The 19907-nt window shown below is 58.4% G+C and carries 20 protein-coding genes, 1 tRNA gene and 2 pseudogenes; 9 read left to right on the forward strand and 14 right to left on the reverse strand.

Going from position 1 to position 19907, the window contains the following annotated elements; translation table 11 throughout:
• Positions 1-221: 221 nt before the first annotated feature.
• The 5 genes from CES87_RS11640 to CES87_RS11660 form a co-directional block, all read right to left on the reverse strand.
• The gene (locus CES87_RS11640; protein WP_128606221.1) at positions 222-1451 is read right to left on the reverse strand and encodes a methyltransferase; all 1230 of its coding nucleotides are present in this window, start codon (positions 1449-1451) and stop codon (positions 222-224) included.
• Complete coding sequence (locus tag CES87_RS11645; RefSeq protein WP_128606222.1) at positions 1432-2121, reverse strand: ABC transporter permease; 690 nt, start codon at positions 2119-2121, stop codon at positions 1432-1434. The genes CES87_RS11640 and CES87_RS11645 overlap by 20 nt, the downstream gene beginning before the upstream one ends.
• Positions 2118-2813: an ABC transporter permease gene (locus tag CES87_RS11650; protein ID WP_128606223.1), complete on the reverse strand. Its 696-nt coding sequence runs from the start codon at positions 2811-2813 to the stop codon at positions 2118-2120. Before CES87_RS11650 ends, CES87_RS11645 begins: the two co-directional genes overlap by 4 nt.
• Before the next feature lie 78 nt (positions 2814-2891).
• The gene (locus tag CES87_RS11655) at positions 2892-3638 is read right to left on the reverse strand and encodes an ABC transporter substrate-binding protein (protein WP_128606224.1); all 747 of its coding nucleotides are present in this window, start codon (positions 3636-3638) and stop codon (positions 2892-2894) included.
• A 13-nt stretch (positions 3639-3651) separates the two neighbouring features.
• Complete coding sequence (locus CES87_RS11660; protein ID WP_007972784.1) at positions 3652-4425, reverse strand: ABC transporter ATP-binding protein; 774 nt, start codon at positions 4423-4425, stop codon at positions 3652-3654.
• Positions 4426-4977: 552 nt separating this feature from the next.
• Between CES87_RS11660 and gabP the strand changes: the two genes are divergently transcribed.
• A complete protein-coding gene (gabP, locus tag CES87_RS11665) occupies positions 4978-6369 on the forward strand; it encodes a GABA permease (RefSeq protein ID WP_128606225.1) in 1392 nt (463 codons plus the stop codon).
• Between the two features lie 192 nt (positions 6370-6561).
• Here the strand turns inward: gabP and CES87_RS11670 are convergent.
• From CES87_RS11670 to CES87_RS11685, 4 genes and pseudogenes are all read right to left on the reverse strand, one after another.
• A pseudogene (locus CES87_RS11670) lies at positions 6562-7002 on the reverse strand (hypothetical protein); the annotation flags it as partial.
• An 18-nt stretch (positions 7003-7020) separates the two neighbouring features.
• Positions 7021-7425: a hypothetical protein gene (locus tag CES87_RS11675; protein ID WP_128606226.1), complete on the reverse strand. Its 405-nt coding sequence runs from the start codon at positions 7423-7425 to the stop codon at positions 7021-7023.
• 36 nt (positions 7426-7461) lie between these two features.
• A complete protein-coding gene (locus CES87_RS11680; RefSeq protein WP_128606227.1) occupies positions 7462-8436 on the reverse strand; it encodes an alpha/beta fold hydrolase in 975 nt (324 codons plus the stop codon).
• 71 nt (positions 8437-8507) lie between these two features.
• Positions 8508-9560, reverse strand: coding sequence for a YhcG family protein (locus CES87_RS11685; protein ID WP_128606228.1), 1053 nt, complete (start codon positions 9558-9560; stop codon positions 8508-8510).
• A 259-nt stretch (positions 9561-9819) separates the two neighbouring features.
• Between CES87_RS11685 and CES87_RS11690 the strand changes: the two genes are divergently transcribed.
• A complete protein-coding gene (locus tag CES87_RS11690; protein WP_128606229.1) occupies positions 9820-10269 on the forward strand; it encodes a carboxypeptidase regulatory-like domain-containing protein in 450 nt (149 codons plus the stop codon).
• A 111-nt stretch (positions 10270-10380) separates the two neighbouring features.
• Here CES87_RS11690 and CES87_RS11695 read toward each other — a convergent pair.
• The 5 genes from CES87_RS11695 to CES87_RS11715 all read right to left on the reverse strand — a co-directional run bounded on the left by CES87_RS11695 (position 10381) and on the right by CES87_RS11715 (position 14604).
• A tRNA-Phe gene (locus CES87_RS11695) sits at positions 10381-10456 on the reverse strand.
• Between the two features lie 103 nt (positions 10457-10559).
• Entirely contained in the window at positions 10560-10832 is a 273-nt protein-coding gene (locus CES87_RS11700) for an oxidative damage protection protein (RefSeq protein ID WP_095192313.1), read from the reverse strand.
• The gene (gene mutY / locus CES87_RS11705; protein ID WP_128606230.1) at positions 10829-11896 is read right to left on the reverse strand and encodes an A/G-specific adenine glycosylase; all 1068 of its coding nucleotides are present in this window, start codon (positions 11894-11896) and stop codon (positions 10829-10831) included. Before mutY ends, CES87_RS11700 begins: the two co-directional genes overlap by 4 nt.
• On the reverse strand, positions 11893-14121 hold the full coding sequence (locus tag CES87_RS11710) for an AsmA family protein (RefSeq protein WP_128606231.1): 2229 nt from the start codon (positions 14119-14121) through the stop codon (positions 11893-11895). Before CES87_RS11710 ends, mutY begins: the two co-directional genes overlap by 4 nt.
• A 78-nt stretch (positions 14122-14199) precedes the next feature.
• Complete coding sequence (locus CES87_RS11715) at positions 14200-14604, reverse strand: acetyl-CoA sensor PanZ family protein (protein ID WP_128606232.1); 405 nt, start codon at positions 14602-14604, stop codon at positions 14200-14202.
• Positions 14605-14851: 247 nt separating this feature from the next.
• Here CES87_RS11715 and CES87_RS11720 point away from each other — a divergent pair, with 247 nt between their 5' ends.
• The 7 genes and pseudogenes from CES87_RS11720 to hisF all read left to right on the forward strand — a co-directional run bounded on the left by CES87_RS11720 (position 14852) and on the right by hisF (position 19836).
• Positions 14852-16513, forward strand: a complete 1662-nt coding sequence (locus tag CES87_RS11720; RefSeq protein WP_128606233.1) for an OFA family MFS transporter — start codon at positions 14852-14854, stop codon at positions 16511-16513.
• A 24-nt stretch (positions 16514-16537) separates the two neighbouring features.
• Positions 16538-16630 (forward strand): annotated as a pseudogene (locus CES87_RS33025) (metal ABC transporter ATP-binding protein); the annotation flags it as partial.
• Positions 16631-16783: 153 nt separating this feature from the next.
• Positions 16784-17377: an imidazoleglycerol-phosphate dehydratase HisB gene (hisB, locus tag CES87_RS11730; protein ID WP_003218037.1), complete on the forward strand. Its 594-nt coding sequence runs from the start codon at positions 16784-16786 to the stop codon at positions 17375-17377.
• Entirely contained in the window at positions 17377-18015 is a 639-nt protein-coding gene (gene hisH / locus CES87_RS11735) for an imidazole glycerol phosphate synthase subunit HisH (RefSeq protein ID WP_128606234.1), read from the forward strand. Before hisB ends, hisH begins: the two co-directional genes overlap by 1 nt.
• Positions 18016-18276: a DUF2164 domain-containing protein gene (locus tag CES87_RS11740; RefSeq protein WP_128606235.1), complete on the forward strand. Its 261-nt coding sequence runs from the start codon at positions 18016-18018 to the stop codon at positions 18274-18276.
• A 42-nt stretch (positions 18277-18318) separates the two neighbouring features.
• A complete protein-coding gene (hisA, locus tag CES87_RS11745; protein ID WP_017336056.1) occupies positions 18319-19056 on the forward strand; it encodes a 1-(5-phosphoribosyl)-5-[(5-phosphoribosylamino)methylideneamino]imidazole-4-carboxamide isomerase in 738 nt (245 codons plus the stop codon).
• Positions 19057-19065: 9 nt separating this feature from the next.
• Entirely contained in the window at positions 19066-19836 is a 771-nt protein-coding gene (hisF, locus tag CES87_RS11750; protein WP_007897430.1) for an imidazole glycerol phosphate synthase subunit HisF, read from the forward strand.
• The last annotated feature ends 71 nt before the right edge of the window (positions 19837-19907 follow it).

Raw genomic sequence — 19907 nt, forward strand, 5'->3', positions numbered from 1 at the left:
TTATGTCCTTTCGAGCGAACGCTTATGCACAACAAGATTCGTGGCGCACGCGTTATATGACGAATTTGTGGATCCGTTCTCATTGGCACGCAAATCACTGTTTTTCTGGTTTTTTATTCGAGTGTACGAAAACTGAACAGTATCGTTTCACCTCTGAAACAGCTGTAAATATCGGATCCACGATTTTTTCATCAACAGAGTTATCCACAGGCTGTGATGCTTTAAGGGCGTTCCGCCAGCATCAGGAAATTGCGCGGTGTGAGTGGGGTTTCACAGAAAGTGCCGAGACGAACCGTATAGCCCTGCTCAAGCAGGAAAAGGGCTCGGTCAAGGACCAGCCAAAGCTCCAATGGGCGTCGGAAAAGTCCGCGTAGCAACTCCAGATTGCGTACTTGCGCCAATCGCTGCCAGCCGGCGGCTTCCAGCGCTGGCCAGTCCTGCGGGCTGATTGTGGATAACTCTTTGAGCCCGGCCAAATGATGGCAGTAATCGGAGAAGGGCTTGTCCAGCCAGGTGCTGGGCAGGGAGGGGGTCGGCAAGTATTCGTCAACGCCACGCAGCTGCCGTTGCAGCAGGTCGAAGGCCAGGCGCCGGGCCATGGAGGTATCACGCTGGCGTCGGACGCGAGCGCCAGCGGTGACGGTTTCGCTCATCGGTAGCGCGAGATCATCGAGGGATAGATGTAGGTCCGAGGCCTTGGCGGCCGACGAAATCGGCGAGTACTGAGAAAGACTGATCCGGTTGTAGCAGCAAGGGGCGATGGCGAGTTGCTTGCAACCTGCCGCACTGGCGAGCTGAATCAGGCGCACATGCAGATCGCCGCAGGCGTGTAGCGCGACAGGCGTGTACTCGGCATTCAATAAAGAAGCCGCGTTGGCCGCGAGTACATCCTGTTCAACATGCAGCGCATGCAGTTGATGACGCTGGCTGAGGGCCTGGCCGCTGGCAACCAGCGCCGGGTCAAATTCCAGGCAAGTCAGTTGTTGGCCGGTTTGCAGCAGTCGACGCCCCAAGTGCCCTTTTCCCGAGCACCAATCCAGCCAGTGCTTCGGCGCATCGGCAAACTGCAATCGACTGGTGAAGGCTTCGATCTGCTGCCACTTGCGCCCCGGCACATCGACATTCAGTCGATGACCGGCCGCTTCCAGCGAATGTGCGGGTAATTCATCCACAGCACTCAGTGCTAAGGACATCGCCGCCAATGAAGCAAAAGGCTCCGGCGCATCTAATAGGGCGGGTTGGTTGTGAGCGTTTTCCGCGTCCTGAAGCGACCGTCCGCGTAGCCAGGCGGCCAACTCGGGGTAGGAGGTTTCCCAAGGGAGTTGCAGATGAGTAAAAGGCCGTGGTTTCCACAGTGCCTGATGCTTTGTCAGAAAAGCATCCAGCGCGGTGAAGCGGGCGAGTAGTTTCTCGCCCGTCAACACCTGGGAATCAACGCCCTTGGCAGGCATCGACGCGCAACCAGCGCTCCAGCAGCTTGAAGCCGCGCACCAGCACATAGGCCATCAGCAGGTAGAACATGCCGGCGGCGAAGAAGATCTCTACCGGCAGGTAAGTCCTGGCAATGATGGTGCGCGCCATGCCGGTCAACTCCAGCAGGGTCACGGTGCTGGCCAGAGCGCTGGCCTTGAGCATCAGGATCACTTCGTTGCTGTAGGCCGGCAAGCCGATCCGCGCCGCCCGTGGCAGCATGATGTAGATCAGCGCCTTGGCTTTGGACATGCCCAGGGCTCGTGCCGCTTCGATTTCGCCCGGTGGGATCGCCTGAATGGCGCCGCGCAGGATTTCAGCGATATAGGCCGCGGTGTGCAGGGTCATGGTGGCCGTGGCGCACCAGAACGGATCGCGCAGGTACGGCCACATCGAGCTGTTACGAATGACGTCGAACTGCGCCAGGCCGTAGTAAACGAGGAACAGTTGAACCAGCAACGGCGTACCACGGAAAAAGAAGATGTAGCCGTAGGGAAATGCCCGCACCCACCACAGGCGCGATGAGCGCGCGATGCCCAGCGGAATGGCCAGCAGCAAACCGGCGATCACGGCGATGGCTACCAGCTCCAGGGTCAGGGTTGCGCCCTGAGCCAGTTTCGGCAGCCACTTGATGATGATTTCCCAGTTCATTGAGTGCTCCTCGCGAAGCCGCGAGCGGCGCGTTTTTCCAGGAAGTGCATGCCGGTCATGGCCAGAATCGTCAGGCTCAGGTACATGAACGCAGCGACCATATAGAAGGTGAACGGTTGCTTGGACACGGTCACGCCGATTTGCGCGTGACGCATGATTTCTTCCAGACCGATCACCGACACCAGCGCGGTGTCTTTCATCAGGATCATGAACAGGTTGCCCAGGCCGGGCAGGGCGATACGCCACATCTGCGGCATGATCAACTTGGTGAAGATGCGCCATTTCGACAGGCCCAGCGCCACGCCGGCCTCACGATGGCCCTTGGGAATGGCCAGGATTGCGCCACGAAACACTTCCGTGGCGTAGGCGCCGAAGCACAGGCCCAGCGCAATCACACCAGCGGCGAAGGCGTTGAGTTCCAGATCGGGATTGCCGAAGAACTCGCCCAGGGCGCGCATCAGATTGACCGTACCGAAGTAGATCAGCAGCACCCAGAGCAATTCCGGGATGCCGCGAACCAGGGTCGAATAAGTACCGCCAAGCCATTGCAGCGGCTTGTACGGGGAAGTCTTGGCCAATGCGCCGAGCAGACCGAGCACCAGTCCCAGGCACAGGGCCGAGAGCGCCAGTTTCACAGTCATCAGCGCGCCAGCGGCGAGCGCCGGGCCGAATCCGTAGAGGTCGATAATCATGGATTTCTTTTCAAATCGCGGCAGGCAAGGCCGGGGACCGGCACCGTCAAAAGGCGGCGCCGGTCCGGCAGGTCAGTATCAATAGATGCTGAACGGGAAGTACTTGTCGTTGATCTTCTTGTAGGTGCCGTCAGCGACGATTTCTTTCAGTGCGATGTTCAGCTTCTCGCGGATCGGGTCGTTTTTACGCACAGCGATACCGATCTTGTCGCTTTCTTCCACCGGGTCGCCCTTGAATTCGTAAGAACGGCCGGCGTCGCTTTTCAGCCACTCGTAGTTGACGTATTTGTCCGCCAGGATGCCGTCCAGGCGACCGGAGGTCAGGTCGAGGTAGGCGTTTTCCTGGGTGTCATAGAGTTTGACTTCAACGCCATCCATGTTGTCTTCCATCCAGGTGCCGGCGAGGGTCGCACGTTGTGCGCCGATCACTTTGCCTTGCAGGGAAGCCTTGTCGGTTTTGAAGTCTTTGTCTTTCGGTGCGATGAATTGCAGCTTGTTGGAGTAGTACGGGTCAGTGAAGTCCACCGCTTGCTTGCGCTCGTCGGTGATCGACATCGAAGAGATCAGGAAGTCGAATTTCTTGGCGTTCAGGGCCGGGATGATGCCGTCCCAGTCGGAGGTGACTACAGTGCACTCGACTTTCATCTTGGCGCACAGGGCGTCGCCGATTTCCTTGTCGAAGCCGACGACATTGCCACTGGCATCTTTGTTGTTGAATGGCGGGTAAGCCGCTTCGATGCCCATCTTCAGGGTTTCAGCCATGGCACCGGCGCTGAAGGCCAGGGTGACGGCGGCAGCCAGGAAGACCTTTTTGTAGTTCTGCATGCGGGTAGCTCCGTTAGCGGTTGCTGGACATGAATTGTTTGCAGCGTGCCGAAAGCGGGTTTTCAAACACCTGCTGTGGCGATCCTTGCTCTTCTACCAGGCCCTGGTGGAGGAACACTACTTCGCTGGAGACCTGACGGGCGAAGCCCATTTCATGGGTGACCAGCAGCATGGTGCGGCCTTCTTCGGCCAGTGCGCGGATGACATTAAGTACTTCCTGGACCATTTCCGGGTCAAGCGCGGAGGTGGGCTCGTCGAACAGGATGACCTTGGGCTGCATGGCCAGGGTGCGGGCAATTGCCGCGCGTTGTTGCTGTCCGCCGGACAATTGCGCGGGGTAGGCGTGGCGCTTGTCGGCGATGCCGACCTTGGCCAGCAAGGCTTCGGCAACTTCAATGGCTTCGGCCTTGCTCTGGCCGAGCACGCGGCGCGGGGCCTCGATGATGTTGTCGAGCACGCTCATGTGCGGCCACAGGTTAAAGTTTTGAAACACAAAACCGATTTCGCTGCGCAGGCGATTGATCTGCTTGCCGTCGGCAGCGACCAGTTCGCCGTTCTTGGCGGCTTTTAGCTTGAGTTCTTCACCGGCCACCAGGATCTGGCCTTGGTGCGGGTTTTCCAGCAGGTTGATACAGCGCAGGAATGTGGACTTGCCGGAGCCGGAGGAACCCAGAATCGAGATCACATCGCCATCGCGGGCGGTCAGCGAGATGCCTTTGAGCACCTCCAGCGAACCGTAGCGTTTGTGCAAGTTGCGGATTTCAAGCGCGGGCGTGGCCTCAGCCATGTGCGTTCCTCATATATGTATCGCTCCTGCTGTTGGTTGCCTTCCTGGCGAGGCGGCCAACCTAGCATAGCGTTTCAGTGGCAGCCAACAGCGCTCCAGACGGTAAACGGGTGGCGTATGGCAGGTTGTCGCATCGGCACAGCAGACTGTCGCCCCGTCAACAACCGAACAGCCGTTTGAAGCATGCTTCAAAGTAGAAAGCGGGTCTGCTGTCGCAAAAAAGGGCGCGATGTTGCCAGCTTTGACGGGGGGTGGGAAGCGCTAACCGGCCAAACGTACTTTTATTGTGCGTTACGTATTTTTGGGGTGTGTTTCCGGTGCGGTGTTTCGTTCATTAAGTGGGTCGCAGGGTAACGTTCTGGCAAAGTGCTATTACTATCAATGACTTGCAATGACTGTCGGGTCAGGGCGAAGTCGCCGGCCTAGACGGTTTCGAAACATTTTGGCGCAATTATTGCGTGCAGATTCCGGAACGCCCCGTTGGTTTCTTTTTACAGAAGAGAAATTCAAACGGGATGCATGCATTCGCTTTTCCTTACAAAGGTAGTTTCAATGAGCAATACCCAAAGCTCTAACGGCCTCGAACAGGGGCTCAAACCGCGTCATGTGACCATGCTGTCGATTGCCGGTGTTATCGGCGCCGGCCTGTTCGTAGGCTCGGGCCACGCTATCGCTGCTGCTGGTCCGGCCGTGCTGTTGGCCTACGCCGCCGCCGGCATGCTGGTGGTCCTGGTGATGCGCATGCTTGGTGAAATGGCTGTCGCCTCGCCAGACACAGGCTCTTTTTCGACATACGCCGATCGCGCGATCGGTCACTGGGCTGGTTTCACCATCGGGTGGTTGTACTGGTGGTTCTGGGTGCTGGTTATCCCGTTGGAGGCCAACGCCGCCGCAACCATCCTGCATGCCTGGTTCCCAGGCGTGGGCATCTGGGCCTTCGCCTTGGTCATCACGATGCTGCTGACCATTACCAACCTGTTCAGCGTGAAGAACTACGGTGAATTCGAGTTCTGGTTCGCCCTGGTTAAAGTGCTGGCGATCATCGGCTTCATTGTTCTCGGCGTCATGGCAATTTTCGGTTTCCTGCCGGGCAGCCAGGTCAGCGGCGTTTCCCACCTGTTCGACACTCAAGGCTTCCTGCCAAACGGCATGGGCGCGGTGTTGGGTGCCATTCTGACCACCATGTTCTCCTTCATGGGCACCGAGATCGTGACCATCGCGGCCGCGGAATCGAAGAACCCTGGCCAGCAAATCTCCAAGGCCACCAACTCCGTGATCTGGCGGATTGGTTTGTTCTACCTCGTATCGATCTTCATCGTCGTGGCCCTGGTGCCATGGAACGACCCGGTATTGGCCAGCCTTGGTTCTTATCAGACCGTGCTTGAGCGCATGGGCATCCCGAACGCCAAGATGATCGTCGACATCGTGGTTCTGGTCGCTGTGACCAGCTGCCTGAACTCGGCGCTCTACACGTCGTCGCGCATGCTGTTTTCCCTGGGCAAGCGCGGTGATGCACCGGCCATGTCCACCCGCACCAACAAGAGTGGCACGCCATACTGGGCGGTGATGTTGTCCACTGGCGCAGCGTTCCTGGCAACATTCGCCAACTACGTGGCCCCGGCTGCGGTGTTCGAATTCCTGCTGGCCAGCTCCGGCGCTATCGCGTTGCTCGTGTACCTGGTGATTGCGATCTCGCAACTGCGCATGCGCAAACAGCGTATGGCTCGCGGCGAGAAAATCGTTTTCAGCATGTGGCTGTTCCCGGGCCTGACCTACGCGGTGATCATTTTCATCGTCGCGGCCCTGACCATCATGCTGTTCCAGGACGCCCATCGCGTGGAAATCCTGGCGACCGGCCTGCTCAGCGCTCTGGTGGTTGCCACCGGTTTGCTGGTTGCTCGCCGTCGTCGCAACGAGCAGGGAGTTGCGGCAGTCGCGCGCTGAGTCTTCTGGCTCAAGGTAGATTGTTGATGTAAAAAACGGCCGCTGTCAGTGATGACAGGCGGCCGTTTTTGTTTTCAGGGGTAGGACTCGATTTAGTAGTAGATAACCCAATCTTCTACTTTAGAGAGGCTCGCGCTCCTGATCGTTGGGCTGTTCACGGTTGGCCATGAAGTCGGCGCTGGCAGTTCCAATATCGTCCGGCGCATCCAGCGACTGGCTGTAGACGTCCAGTGCGTCGCCGAAATCGGTGATGAATTGCGGCTCGGACAGCCACGCCTGAGCGGCGTCGCGGTCCATGCCATCAGCCCACATGCGGTAGTCGATCAGCATGTCGGCGGCCAGGTGGGTGGCGGCCATGCCTTCATCGTCGGCGTTTTCCATGTCCAGCAGTTCTGGATGGTCAATGATGATAAAGGCGAGGTTCGTCAGCAGCACGGAGAGCATTTCGCTGCGGCTAATGGCTTCCGCATCACGCATTTTGCTGAACATCGCCAGGGTGTATTCCGGGATCGGCTCGCCGATTTCGCCCAGGTCATCGTCCAGGGCGACGGGTTTTCTGCCGTGGATATTGATTTGCTTGGCTTTGAGCTTGGCGCGTTTGGCGCGTTTCTGTTGCTTATTCAGGGATGCCATGGGAACTCAGTTCGGTTTCTATTGGTTTTGGGCTGCGATGATTTCGGATGCGGCCACGTAGTCAGCCTGGAAGGCTGGAGATTCGATCCACGCCATCGCGCCAGCTTCGTCGGTTTCAGTGGACCATTGGCGATATTCGATCAGCGCGCCGATGATGAAGTCTGTCGCTGTTTCTTCGCCTTCCTGCTCCAGCACCAGCGCGAGCAGGGGGTGTTCAAGAAAGGCCGCGCACATCGCTTGTTGGCTGATCTTTGCTGCATCGATCATTTCCTTGAACATGTCAGTCAGGTCCACGGACTCGAAATCGATGCGATCGTCGTTCGGGTCCAGCTCGACCGGCGCGGCGGCTCGTTGGGTGCGGTTCTGCTTGGCCTTGGCCTTGGCGCGGGAGGCGCGTTTTTGCTGCTTGTTGGCGGAGGCCATGGGCGTCGTTCCGTAATTCGTTGAAAGGGCAGTGGCTCAGTTGCGTGGCACTGTCCGCCCCGGTGTGCCGGGGGCCAGTTCGCCGTTTTGCAGCCAGGACAATGCAATGGGCCATAGTGTGGCTTGGTATGCGCTGCGAAAAAAGGCGAAATGTCCGACTTCTGCTTCGCCGATGTCTTCGGGAGCAATGCGCAGATGGGTGTTGGTGCTGCTGGTGAAGTAGCCGAGCAGGCGTTCGATGGCCGGGATGGTGCCGTAGGGATCATCGCTGATGCTGATCGCCAGGATTTTCGCGCAGACATTGACGAAGGGCAGGCGACCGGTGGTTGCATGTATGGCGCGACCGCTTGGGCGTTTTTCGTAGCGCGGTGTTGGCGTGCTCCAGTCGCGGACCACGCCAGCGGGCGTGTCTTCCAGCCAGCCTAGGCGTTTGCCGGGGAAGTAACCGCACATCATTGTCACCAGCGGCATTACCACATGCCACTTGCCGAACATCCGCCAGCGATGAGCAGGCGTGTAGTCGCGCCAGTAAGCGAACTGCGCACCGACTGTCACCAGGCGTCGGATTAACTGGCCCGAAGCTCCCAGGCCCGCTGCGCAGCCTCCAAAGCTATGGCCGACTACATCGACCGGCTGGCCAGGAAACTCGCGATGTACGCGCTGCAACATCGCCTCGAAATCCAGGGCGCCCCAATCGGTCCATGAGGCTTGAAGTCCTTTGATAGATGCCGGGCGTGATTCACCAATGCCTCGGTAGTCATAGGTGATGACATCGAAATCGTTAGCGAACAGATAATCGGCAAAGCGTGAATAGTGCCGGCAGCGAACCGAGGTGGCGGCATTGATGATCACGACCGGGCGTGAAGTGTCCCGGGTGGCGTGCCGCCAGATGAAGCCGCCGAGGATGTAACCGTCGGCGGCGGGTTGCTTGAAGGGGGCGGCAACTACGTCTGTCGCCGGCTGCATCTCGATTTGTGTGGGGGGCAGTGATGGCATGTCCTGCAAATTCATCGGCGTTGGACCTTTCCGGGTAGTTGACCACGATAGTCTTCACGCCATGTATGAACAATCCATCGTCACTATCACGGTTCCTGATGAAGCCGTTCTTCAAGTAACGCCTGCTCCCGGTCCAGTTCTGCTCGCAGTTCTTCCTCACTGGGAAGTACCAGTTGGTACTTGCTGGCGAACAGTTGCTCGTTGCCCTTCAATACCGAATAGCGCACAACGGATTCATCCTTTTGTGCGCAGAGAATGATGCCGACGGTGGGCCCATCTTCAGCTCCGCGCTTCAGGTCGTCGTACATTCGCACATACATGTCCATCTGGCCTACATCCTGATGGGTCAATTCACCACGCTTGATATCGAAGATAACGAAGCACTTGAGTAGATAGTTGTAGAACACCAGATCGATGTAGAAGTCCTTGCTGTCGGTACTGATACGCTGCTGGCGGGCAATGAAGGCAAAGCCTTTGCCCAGTTCTAGCAGAAAGCCTTGCAGTTGTTCGATCAGTGCCTGTTCGATTTCACTTTCCTGAAGTTTGCCCGCATTGGGCAGCCCGAGGAATTCCAGCACCACCGGGTCACGGATAAAATCCCGGGGGCGAGCCTTCATTTGCTGGATGTTGGTGGTGGCTTCCTGCATGACGGGTATACGGTCTCTACTCGCCAGGAGGCGTTCGTAGTAAAGAGTATTGATTTGGCGCTCCAGCGCTCGGCTCGACCAGTTTTGAGTGGCTGATTCGTTCATGTACCAAAGGCGAGCACTTTCGCTGTCGACTCTCAGCAGCCTGCGATAGTGGGTCCAACTCAATTCGGGGCGCACTGCGTTCCAAATTGGAAAGGTCTGATAGAAATCTCGCATGTATCGCAAATTGCGCTCATCAAAACCTTTTCCAAAATCGGCAGTAAGGGCTTTGGCCAATTTGGCCAGCAATTGCTTGCCATAACCCGCCCGCCGAGCGCCTTCCTGCTCGAACTCAACAATATGCCGGCCGATCTGCCAGTAGGTTTGCACTTGAACGGTGTCGACGGCTCGCAGCACCTTCTGGCGTGCCTGGCGGATCAATTCACCAAGATCGCCAAGCAATGAAGCAATTTGTGGATCGTGTGTGTCATCGGGTTTGAGGGCGCTCATTAAGTCTTCCGCAGCTGGTTGAACAGGCAGAAGAGAATGGCAAAACAGTCCTGGCCGACGATGCAGGGCGCCGCCGAGAAGCCGGAAGGAAATGCCTGACTCGTTGGCAGGACCGGCCCGATGTCGTGTGAGGCGTCAGGAGCAAATCACGTAGTACGTTTCGTAGTGAGCCCAATCACGAATCGATCTGGAACATGACCACTCCCTCAGAAATCACAATTAAGTAACGATGGGCTCTGTAAGCCCGGGAGTCGTCTTCATGAAGAGTTTCCATTCACTGATGTTGCCCCTCGCCACGGTTGGCGTTCTGATGCTTCCCGCCATGTTGCAAGCAGCCAGTCTTGGACCGATCGACAGCTCGGGTGTGCAGGTTCAGAGGCAGGAACAGAACGGTATTGCTTATTTGTCGGGCGGTATCGGCGAGGATGAGTCGAGAGCTATCCAGCAAACCACGGGCTACAACTTGCACATGACCTTCTCTATCGGGACGGAGAACAAATACATTCCCGATGTGGATGTGGTCATTCAGAAAGCCCCGAGGCAAACGGTGTTGACGCTCAGTCAGGCTGGCCCGCTGGTCTACGTTCAGTTGCCGGCCGGTAAATACACTATTGTCGCGACACGTAATGGTGAGGAGCGACGTGACACTGCGGATATAGGAAGTGGCGCAGCTCGTAACCTAGTTTTCCACTGGAATGGTGATAGCTAGACCAGCGAGGAAGGAAGGGCGGCTATGTCGCGAGTGAGTCGGGGAATAGCTCTTGGCTAAATCGCAGGCATAAAAAAACCCTGAATCTTGCGATTCAGGGTTTTCGGTATTTGGTGCCCAGAGACGGAATCGAACCGCCGACACGGGGATTTTCAATCCCCTGCTCTACCGACTGAGCTATCTGGGCAACGGGGCGCATTAAACTGGTTTTTCAGGGGGTCGTCAAGCAAGTTTTCAAAAAATATTTAATTATTACCGTCGCTTACGATCCAACCCCCAATTTCACGGGATTACTCGGCGGGCGGCACGTAGCCTTCGGCCTTGGCGTAATCCTCGCCGGAGAAGAACTTATCCATCTCGCCCTGAAGATATTTGCGATCTTCGGCGTTCATCATGTTCAGGCGTTTTTCGTTGATCAGCAAAGTCTGGTGCTTTTGCCAGTCGGCCCAGGCCTTGGCCGAGACGTGGTCAAAAATGTCCTGGCCTTTGGCTCCCGGGAAGGGAGCACGCTCCAAGGCAGGCAATTCTTCTTTGTACTTGCGGCACATGATGGTGCGGGTCATGACGACTCTCCTGCGTTCAATACGACGGCCGCGCGTTCGAGCAAGGTTTTGACCGGGGCGGCGAGGCCCAGGCGCGGCGGGGTGGCGAGGTTATACCAGAGCCAGTCGGCCTCGGCCACGTGATGGCCAGCCTCCTGGACCTGAACCAGCCAGGGTTCGATAGACAACTGAAAATGGCTGAAGGTGTGCACCAGGCTCGGCAGCGCCTGCTGGGTGCCGAGTTCCAGCGAGTGCTGCGATGCCAGATGCTGCAGGTCATCGAGGTCGTCGAGTTCCGGCAGGCTCCAGAGACCGCCCCACAGGCCCGTGGAAGGGCGACGGTAAAGCAGAATCGCGCCTTCACCATTGGCGAGCATCGGCATCAGCGTGCGTTTCTGCGGGATGGCTTTACGCGGCTTGGGGATCGGGTAACGGGTTTCCAGGCCAAGCATGTGCGCTTCGCAGCCCCTTTCCAGCGGGCAGAGCAGGCAGCTCGGTTTGCTGCGGGTACATAGTGTCGCGCCCAGGTCCATCATCGCCTGGGTGTAGGCGTTGACCCGATCATGCGGCGTAAAGCGCTCAGCGTTCGCCCAGAGCTGTTTGGCGACCTTCGGCTCGCCGGGGTAGCCCTCTTGTGCGGTATAGCGCGCCAGCACCCGTTTAACGTTGCCGTCGAGGATCGGTGCACGCAGGCCCATGCTGATACTGGCAATGGCGCCGGCGGTGGACAGTCCTATGCCCGGCAAGTCGGTAAGTTTTTCCACGTCCCGGGGAAATTCGCCACCATATTGCTCGACGACGATCTTCGCGGTTTTCTGCAGATTACGCGCACGGGTGTAGTAACCCAGACCGGTCCACAGGTGCAGCACTTCGTCCTCCGGTGCAGCGGCCAGGGCTTCGACCGTCGGCAGCGAAGCCATGAAACGGTCGAAGTAATTCAGCACCGTGCTGACCTGGGTTTGCTGCAGCATGATTTCCGAGACCCAGACCCGATAGGGGTTGATGTCCTGTTGCCACGGCAAATCGTGACGGCCGTGGCGGTCGAACCAATCCAGCACCGCCGTTGAAAACTGCTCGGCTCTCATCGTTTGAACAGCCCCTTGAGTGCGTCTTTGAGTTCCGGGCTGACCTTGTCGCCAAGCTTTTCGTCGATTTTTTCGCTGATTCGCTCGCCAGCCAGTTTGCTTGCGACCTGACCCATGCGCTCTTTGTCCAGCCGGCAGGCCTTGGCGCCCAGTTCCAGAGGGCCACGGCAACGAAGCGGCCACTCGATGCCGACGAATTTCTCACTCACCTGGCAGGCCGGGTCCGGCATGTCGCTCTTGTCGCCTTCGACGATGATGCCTACGCGGTAGTCCATACCCAGTACACGCAGGTCGACATCACCGTCGCCATTGACGGTCATGCCCGGGATGCGCACTTTAAGGTCCGGGTTGCTGGCTACGCCGTTACGGAAATTCAGGTTGCCCTTGAGTTCCTGGAACGGTGTGTCCTTGCCCCGCGGTTCGCCGCTGAGGGTTTTGCGGTTGAGCGTGGCGATACCTTTGCACAATTGTTGTTCAAGATTGGCATTGAGCAGCACGCCATTGTTGATGACGAAACTGGCATTGCCATTGAGGGTTTCGATCAGCGCTTTCTGGCTGTTGCCACTGCCGGTGAGAGTGCTGTTGAGTGTTACCAGGCCTTTGACCGGTGGATTTTTGCCTTGGCCTTCGAGGATTTTTTCCACCGGCACCCGATTGATCTGCGTTTGCATATTCAGCACTGGCGTTTGCTGGCGCACGTCAAGGGTGCCTTTGGCTTCGAAGCTGCCTTCGTACAAGTCGCCGCGCAGGTTCGCCAGCGTGAGCAGCCCGCCTTGGCCAGTGGCCTTGAGTACAGCGTTGTGGATCGGCAGTTTTTCCAGGGTCAACTGGCCGAAGGTCAGGTCGGCATCCACATCAAGTTTGCTCAGGCGCTCCACCGGCAACAAGCGTTCATTGCTCCACGCCTCTTTGGTCGGCGCTGGCGGCAGCGGTGTGCTGCCAGCGCCCGCCATGGCATCGGCTTCGGTGCTGGCGACTTCAGCCTGACGCACCTGTTTCGCACTGGTGGCCTCGGCCGACTTCGGCGGCAGGTAACGGTCGATGTCAAAGGTGTCAGCCTTGAGTGTTGCGCGCAGTGATTGCTTGGCGAAGTCTTCGACGGCGATGCGACCGCTGAAGGTGCTGTCGTCGACTTTCAGGTTGATGTCATCGAGCGTGAGGCTGGTGGGTGTACCTGCCAGGCGGCTGACCAGTTCGACTTTGCTCAGGCTGCCTTCGGCCATCGCCGGGAGTTTCTGGCCGATGCTGTCGACGAATTTCGCCAGATCGAACTGGGCAATCGACAAGCCACCGCTGATCTGTGGGGTCTTGTCGAGGTCGTTGACCTTCAGTTCACCCAGTGCGCGCAGTTGGTTGGCGGAGATTTTGATGCCGGTCCATTCAGCGACGTTGGCGGCCTTGTCCAGCAGCAACTGGCCCTGAGCGGCGAAGGTCATGGTCTTGCCTTGCAGGGGATCGCCGGCGACTTCACCGGATAGTTTCATGTCTTCGAGCTTGTAGCGCTTCAACGCGCGTTCAAAACGCAGTTCGCCGTTGAGTTCGGTGCGGACCCGCAGAACCGGCTGGTTGGTGCCCAGGAAGGCGGTGAGCTTGACCGGGATGTTGGTGGAGTCATGCACCGGCCCCGTGCTCAGTTGAATGCTTTCCGCGCTGAATTGCTTGCCCGTTTTCTCGTCGTTGTATTCGACGCGGGCGTTGTTGACAGTCAGGCTGTCGATGTCCAGGCGAATGGGCTGAGCCGGTTTTTCTGCTGGAGCGGGGGTTTGCGGAGCAGGCTCACCGGCGGTGGCGGGAGGTGTGCTGGCGGTGTTCGCAGGGGCCGGCACCTTGCCAATGTCTTCCCAGTTGCCATGGCCATCCTTGTCGCGGTTCAAGCGCAGGTTCAGGCCTTCGACGCGCACATCGCTCATCTGCACTTCACGACGCAGCAGCGGCAGCACGCGGACTGACAGACCGAGCATCTGCAAATCAGCGAACGGTTCGGTTGGCTTGGCCAGGGTCGCCACGGCGGCGTCGTGCAACTCCAGGCCCAGCCATGGGAACAGGCTCCAGCCGATATCGCCATTGAGCGTCAGCTCGATGTGGGCCTTGTCGCGGGCAATCTGGCGGATCTCGTCTTTGTAGTCGTTGGGATCGAAGAGGTGGGTCAGGGCAAAGCCCAGCGCCACAATGATCAGCAACAACCCGAGAAGCACCAGACCCAGGATTTTGCCAAACGCTTTCATGGGCGAGTCCTTGTAGTTATTCGAAATCGAAATTTAGCCGAGGAGTATAGCGCTCCAAAACGGACGACCGGTCAGCGATCATTCCGACAGAACATCAAGTGGCACGTTCAACTTGGCCGCCAAAGCCTGGACTTCCAGGTGACCGACGGGCGCCAGCAGACGCAGGGTGGCGCCCGATTGCGCAGCCATGGTCTGTGCTTCTCGCACCAGGCGTTCCGCGACCCCACGACGTCGGGTGATTTTTCGCACACACAGCTGAGACAAATGCCAGACCTCCGGGTGTCGTTGCAGGCGTGCCGCACCCAGCAGTCGATCATTGAAACGTCCTGCGATCAGAGAACTGTCCTGCAAACAGGTTTCAATCAATTGCGTATCCCCTGCAAACGGCGCGAACAGCCACTGTGGGGCGTCACCATAGATCTTCTGCAAGTCTTGCTGATCCTCAGGGGTGGCTTCGTTCAGCAACTCGACAATAACCGGCATGGTGTCTCCTCTGGAGTGAATCGGCAGCTGCTAGAGGCCGAGAGATCGGATAACGTACAAAAGGTGATATCAGTTTGGCATTTCTGTCACGTGCAAATGGTAACCTTCGCCGTTCGTCGGTCCTTCTGTGACCAGATATCGCACCAGAATGAAGCCTCACCCTGGAAAAAGAACAGTCATGCCTGCGTGCAACAAGGCTGGGGGGGAAGAGTGGCTGGCGAACCATACTAATAATTGGGGGATAACAATGACCACGAGTATCGCGGCGGACGGCTATGCCGGCCAGCCCTCGTTCCTGTCCAAGGAGCGCATCATCGCCAAGCCCGGTTTCAACCGTTGGCTGGTGCCACCGGCCGCTTTGGCCATTCACCTCTGCATCGGCATGGCCTACGGATTCTCGGTGTTCTGGCTGCCGCTGTCCAAGGCCTTGGGTATCACTAAACCACTAGCCTGCGCACCGGACATGAGCTTCATCGCTCAAGTCTTTTCTTCGCAATGCGACTGGCCGATCTCGATGCTCGGCTGGATCTACACCCTGTTCTTCATCTTCCTGGGTTGCTCGGCAGCGATCTGGGGCGGCTGGCTGGAACATGCGGGGCCTCGCAAGGCTGGCGTCGTGTCGGCAGTGTGCTGGTGTGGCGGTCTGCTGATCTCCGCGCTGGGTATTTATACCCACCAGATCTGGCTCATGTGGATCGGCTCCGGGGTCATCGGCGGTATCGGCCTGGGTCTGGGATACATCTCGCCGGTGTCGACCTTGATCAAGTGGTTCCCGGACAAGCGCGGCATGGCGACCGGCATGGCGATCATGGGCTTCGGCGGCGGCGCGATGGTCGGTGCGCCCTTGGCGACAGCGCTTATGAGCCACTTTGGTTCAGCTGAAGGCGTTGGTGTATGGCAGAGCTTCGTGGCTATGGCCGCGATCTACTTCATGTTCATGATCGGTGGCGCGCTGTCCTACCGCGTGCCCCCAACCGGCTGGAAGCCAGAAGGCTGGACCGCTCCGGCGAAAAAAGCTTCAAATGCGATGATCACCAATCGTCACGTGCACGTGAACGTGGCGTGGAAAACGCCGCAGTTCCGCCTGGTGTGGCTGGTGCTGTGCCTGAATGTTTCGGCCGGTATCGGCATCCTCGGCATGGCTTCGCCACTGTTGCAGGAAGTCTTCGGCGGCAAGTTGCTGGGCAATGACCTGGCGTTCGGTCAGTTGGACGCCGGACAACTGGCTTCGATCGCTGCGACCGCTGCCGGTTTCACCGGTTTGCTGAGCCTGTTCAACATCGGTGGCCGGTTCTTCTGGGCCTCGTTCTCGGACTTCCTGGGCCGCAAAAACACCTATTTCGTGTTCTTCGCCCTGGGCTTTGCGCTGTACGCACTGATTCCAAATCTCGGTCATTTGGGTAACGTCGCGCTATTCGTAGCAGCGTTCTGCATCATTCTGTCGATGTACGGCGGAGGTTTTGCCACCGTTCCAGCTTATCTGGCTGACCTGTTCGGTACGCAAATGGTCGGCGCGATCCACGGTCGTCTGCTGACGGCATGGGCTGCAGCGGGCGTGTTGGGCCCGGTGCTGGTGAACTATCTGCGTGAGTATCAGTTGAGCATCGGCGTTGAACGTGCCGCGGCTTACGACATCACGTTGTACATCCTGGCGGGCTTGCTGGTGCTGGGTTTCATCTGCAACCTGCTGGTGCGCCCGGTGGCCGACAAGTACTTCATGACCGACGCTGAACTGGCTGCCGAACAGGCGCTGGGTCACGATAAAGGGGCTGACAGCAGCACCGTGCTGGAGTGGAAAGCGGCTGCGGGCACCAAGCCGCTGGCGATCGCTGCCTGGCTGGTGGTAGGAATTCCGTTGGCGTGGGGTGTTTGGGTGACGCTGCAGAAAACTGCAGTTCTGTTCCATTAAGTAAACGGTAAACGCACTACCCCTGTGGGAGCGGGCTTGCTCGCGAAAGCGGTGTGTCAGTCGACTTCAATCTTGACTGACACACCGCTTTCGCGAGCAAGCCCGCTCCCACATTTGTTTTGTGGTGTGCCCAAATGGCTTGTATGGACAGGTATATCCCCGACGACACGGGGTTCTATCCGTCAGTGATATCACCTCCCGTGTTTCTGTTTCCCGCCCGCGCCCCTATAATGGCTGCCTTTTTCGCCCAATGATTTTGCGGAGCTGGTGATGGCCGAACGTAAGGCGTCAGTCGAGCGCGACACTCTGGAAACCCAGATCAAAGCCTCGATCAACCTGGATGGCACCGGAAAGGCCCGATTTGATATCGGTGTTCCTTTTCTTGAGCACATGCTGGACCAGATCGCCCGTCACGGGCTGATCGACCTGGATATTGTCAGCAAGGGCGACCTGCATATCGACGACCACCACACCGTGGAAGACGTCGGTATCACTCTGGGTCAGGCATTCGCCAAAGCCATCGGCGACAAAAAAGGCATTCGTCGCTACGGCCACGCCTACGTGCCGCTTGATGAAGCGCTGTCGCGCGTAGTGATCGACTTCTCCGGTCGTCCAGGCCTGCAGATGCACGTTCCGTATACCCGCGCCACCGTCGGCGGTTTTGACGTTGACCTGTTCCAGGAGTTCTTCCAGGGCTTCGTCAACCATGCGCTCGTCAGCCTGCACATCGACAACTTGCGTGGCACTAACACCCACCATCAGATCGAAACCGTGTTCAAGGCTTTCGGCCGCGCGCTGCGCATGGCGGTAGAGCTCGATGACCGCATGGCCGGTCAGATGCCATCGACCAAAGGCGTTCTGTAATGCAGACAGTCGCGGTTATCGATTACGGCATGGGCAACCTGCACTCGGTGGCCAAGGCCCTCGAACACGTCGGTGCCGGCAAGGTTCTGATCACCAGTGATGCGAACGTGATTCGCGAAGCCGACCGGGTGGTTTTCCCCGGCGTCGGCGCGATTCGCGATTGCATGGCGGAAATCCATCGCCTGGGTTTCGATTCGCTGGTGCGTGAAGTCAGCCAGGATCGCCCGTTCCTCGGCATCTGCGTCGGCATGCAAGCCTTGCTCGACAGCAGTGAAGAGAACGACGGCGTTGACTGCATCGGCCTGTTCCCGGGCGCGGTGAAGTTCTTCGGCAAGGACCTGCATGAAGACGGCGAACACCTGAAAGTCCCGCACATGGGCTGGAACGAAGTGAAGCAGACGGTGAATCACCCGCTGTGGCACGACATTCCGGACCTGGCACGGTTCTACTTCGTGCACAGCTATTACATCGCGGCCGCCAACGCGCGCCAAGTGGTGGGTGGCGGTCACTACGGTGTCGATTTCGCCGCAGCGCTGGCCGATGGCTCGCGTTTCGCTGTGCAGTTCCACCCGGAGAAGAGCCATACCCATGGCCTGCAGCTCTTGCAGAACTTCGCGGCGTGGGATGGTCGCTGGTAAATGGCAGCCAAGAAGTCGAAGCCACCGATCCTGACCCTCACTCCTGAACAAGAGAGCGAGGCCAATCACAAGATCAAGCGCTTCATGGAGGATCGCTTCGAACTGAACCTGGGTTCGTTCGAAGCGGCCGAAATCCTTGAGCTGTTTACCCGCGAAATTGCTCCGCACTATTACAACAGGGCGATTTTCGATGTGCAGACGCATCTCAAAGAGAGGTTCGAAAGCATCGAAAGCGACCTGTGGGCGCTCGAGAAAAACTGATTTTCGAGTGAAGCTGAACAATCGAATTTGAAGGTTTGCCAGATGCTGATTATTCCCGCTATCGATCTTAAAGACGGTGCCTGTGTTCGTCTGCGCCAGGGCCGCATGGAAGATTCCACAGTGTTCTCCGATGACCCGGTGAGCATGGCTGCCAAGTGGGTGGAGGGCGGTTGCCGTCGTCTGCATCTGGTCGACCTGAACGGCGCCTTTGAAGGCCAGCCGGTCAACGGCGAAGTAGTCACCGCCATCGCCAAGCGCTACCCGAACCTGCCGATCCAGATCGGCGGCGGCATCCGTTCGCTGGAAACCATCGAGCATTACGTGAAAGCGGGCGTGAGCTACGTGATCATCGGCACCAAAGCCGTGAAAGATCCGGCCTTCGTTGCCGAAGCCTGCCGCGCATTCCCAGGCAAGGTGATTGTCGGCCTGGATGCCAAAGACGGTTTCGTCGCCACTGACGGCTGGGCTGAAATCAGCACCGTGCAGGTCATTGACCTGGCCAAGCAGTTCGAAGCCGACGGCGTGTCCGCCATCGTTTATACCGACATCGCCAAAGACGGCATGATGCAGGGCTGCAACGTACCGTTCACCGCAGCGTTGGCCGCTGCCACGCGCATTCCGGTGATTGCTTCCGGCGGCATTCACAACCTGGGTGACATTAAGTCGCTGCTCGACGCCAAGGCGCCGGGCATCATCGGTGCGATTACTGGCCGGGCGATCTATGAAGGCACCCTTGATGTCGCTGAAGCGCAAGCTTTCTGCGATTCGTACAAAGGCTGAGGACTGACCATGGCGCTGGCCAAACGCATCATCCCTTGCCTGGACGTGGACAACGGCCGGGTGGTCAAGGGTGTGAAATTCGAAAACATCCGCGATGCCGGTGACCCGGTGGAAATCGCCCGTCGTTACGACGAGCAGGGCGCGGACGAGATTACTTTTCTGGACATCACTGCCAGCGTCGACGGTCGCGACACCACGCTGCATACCGTAGAGCGCATGGCCAGCCAGGTGTTCATCCCGCTGACCGTCGGCGGTGGCGTGCGCACCGTGCAGGACATTCGCAACCTGCTCAATGCCGGCGCGGACAAGGTTTCGATCAATACCGCAGCCGTGTTCAACCCGGAATTCGTCGGCGAAGCGGCGCAGCATTTTGGTTCGCAATGCATCGTGGTCGCCATCGACGCAAAGAAGGTCTCGGGACCTGGCGAAACTCCGCGCTGGGAAATCTTCACCCACGGCGGCCGTAAGCCGACTGGCCTCGACGCTGTCGAGTGGGCGAAGAAGATGGAGGGCCTGGGTGCCGGCGAAATCCTGCTGACCAGCATGGACCAGGACGGCATGAAAAACGGCTTCGACCTGGGTGTCACCCGTGCCATTAGCGATGCGCTGGGCATCCCGGTGATTGCATCCGGTGGTGTCGGCAATCTGCAGCACTTGGCTGACGGCATCCTCGAAGGCCACGCGAGCGCAGTGTTGGCGGCAAGTATTTTCCACTTCGGCGAATACACCGTTCAGGAAGCCAAGGCCTACATGGCCCATCGCGGCATTGTGATGCGCTAAACAAACACATACAGGCCAGTGGACATCATGGCGGGCTCAAGGCACTCTTGGGTACGCCATGGATTTCGGTA

The organism is Pseudomonas sp. ERMR1:02 (genome assembly GCF_002277815.1).
Classification (GTDB): domain Bacteria; phylum Pseudomonadota; class Gammaproteobacteria; order Pseudomonadales; family Pseudomonadaceae; genus Aquipseudomonas.

Bases quoted from the DNA above. Each gene is read 5' to 3' on its own strand.
- CES87_RS11740 (WP_128606235.1), top strand. From the start codon at position 18,016: ATGGCAGCCAAGAAGTCGAAGCCACCGATCCTGACCCTCACTCCTGAA.
- CES87_RS11675 (WP_128606226.1), bottom strand. From the start codon at position 7,425: ATGGCCTCCGCCAACAAGCAGCAAAAACGCGCCTCCCGCGCCAAGGCC.
- CES87_RS11685 (WP_128606228.1), bottom strand. From the start codon at position 9,560: ATGAGCGCCCTCAAACCCGATGACACACACGATCCACAAATTGCTTCA.
- CES87_RS11640 (WP_128606221.1), bottom strand. From the start codon at position 1,451: ATGCCTGCCAAGGGCGTTGATTCCCAGGTGTTGACGGGCGAGAAACTA.
- CES87_RS11645 (WP_128606222.1), bottom strand. From the start codon at position 2,121: ATGAACTGGGAAATCATCATCAAGTGGCTGCCGAAACTGGCTCAGGGC.
- CES87_RS11650 (WP_128606223.1), bottom strand. From the start codon at position 2,813: ATGATTATCGACCTCTACGGATTCGGCCCGGCGCTCGCCGCTGGCGCG.
- CES87_RS11720 (WP_128606233.1), top strand. From the start codon at position 14,852: ATGACCACGAGTATCGCGGCGGACGGCTATGCCGGCCAGCCCTCGTTC.
- CES87_RS11710 (WP_128606231.1), bottom strand. From the start codon at position 14,121: ATGAAAGCGTTTGGCAAAATCCTGGGTCTGGTGCTTCTCGGGTTGTTG.
- gabP (WP_128606225.1), top strand. From the start codon at position 4,978: ATGAGCAATACCCAAAGCTCTAACGGCCTCGAACAGGGGCTCAAACCG.
- CES87_RS11655 (WP_128606224.1), bottom strand. From the start codon at position 3,638: ATGCAGAACTACAAAAAGGTCTTCCTGGCTGCCGCCGTCACCCTGGCC.
- CES87_RS11690 (WP_128606229.1), top strand. From the start codon at position 9,820: ATGAAGAGTTTCCATTCACTGATGTTGCCCCTCGCCACGGTTGGCGTT.
- hisH (WP_128606234.1), top strand. From the start codon at position 17,377: ATGCAGACAGTCGCGGTTATCGATTACGGCATGGGCAACCTGCACTCG.
- CES87_RS11715 (WP_128606232.1), bottom strand. From the start codon at position 14,604: ATGCCGGTTATTGTCGAGTTGCTGAACGAAGCCACCCCTGAGGATCAG.
- hisB (WP_003218037.1), top strand. From the start codon at position 16,784: ATGGCCGAACGTAAGGCGTCAGTCGAGCGCGACACTCTGGAAACCCAG.
- mutY (WP_128606230.1), bottom strand. From the start codon at position 11,896: ATGAGAGCCGAGCAGTTTTCAACGGCGGTGCTGGATTGGTTCGACCGC.
- CES87_RS11660 (WP_007972784.1), bottom strand. From the start codon at position 4,425: ATGGCTGAGGCCACGCCCGCGCTTGAAATCCGCAACTTGCACAAACGC.
- hisA (WP_017336056.1), top strand. From the start codon at position 18,319: ATGCTGATTATTCCCGCTATCGATCTTAAAGACGGTGCCTGTGTTCGT.
- CES87_RS11680 (WP_128606227.1), bottom strand. From the start codon at position 8,436: ATGAATTTGCAGGACATGCCATCACTGCCCCCCACACAAATCGAGATG.
- hisF (WP_007897430.1), top strand. From the start codon at position 19,066: ATGGCGCTGGCCAAACGCATCATCCCTTGCCTGGACGTGGACAACGGC.
- CES87_RS11700 (WP_095192313.1), bottom strand. From the start codon at position 10,832: ATGACCCGCACCATCATGTGCCGCAAGTACAAAGAAGAATTGCCTGCC.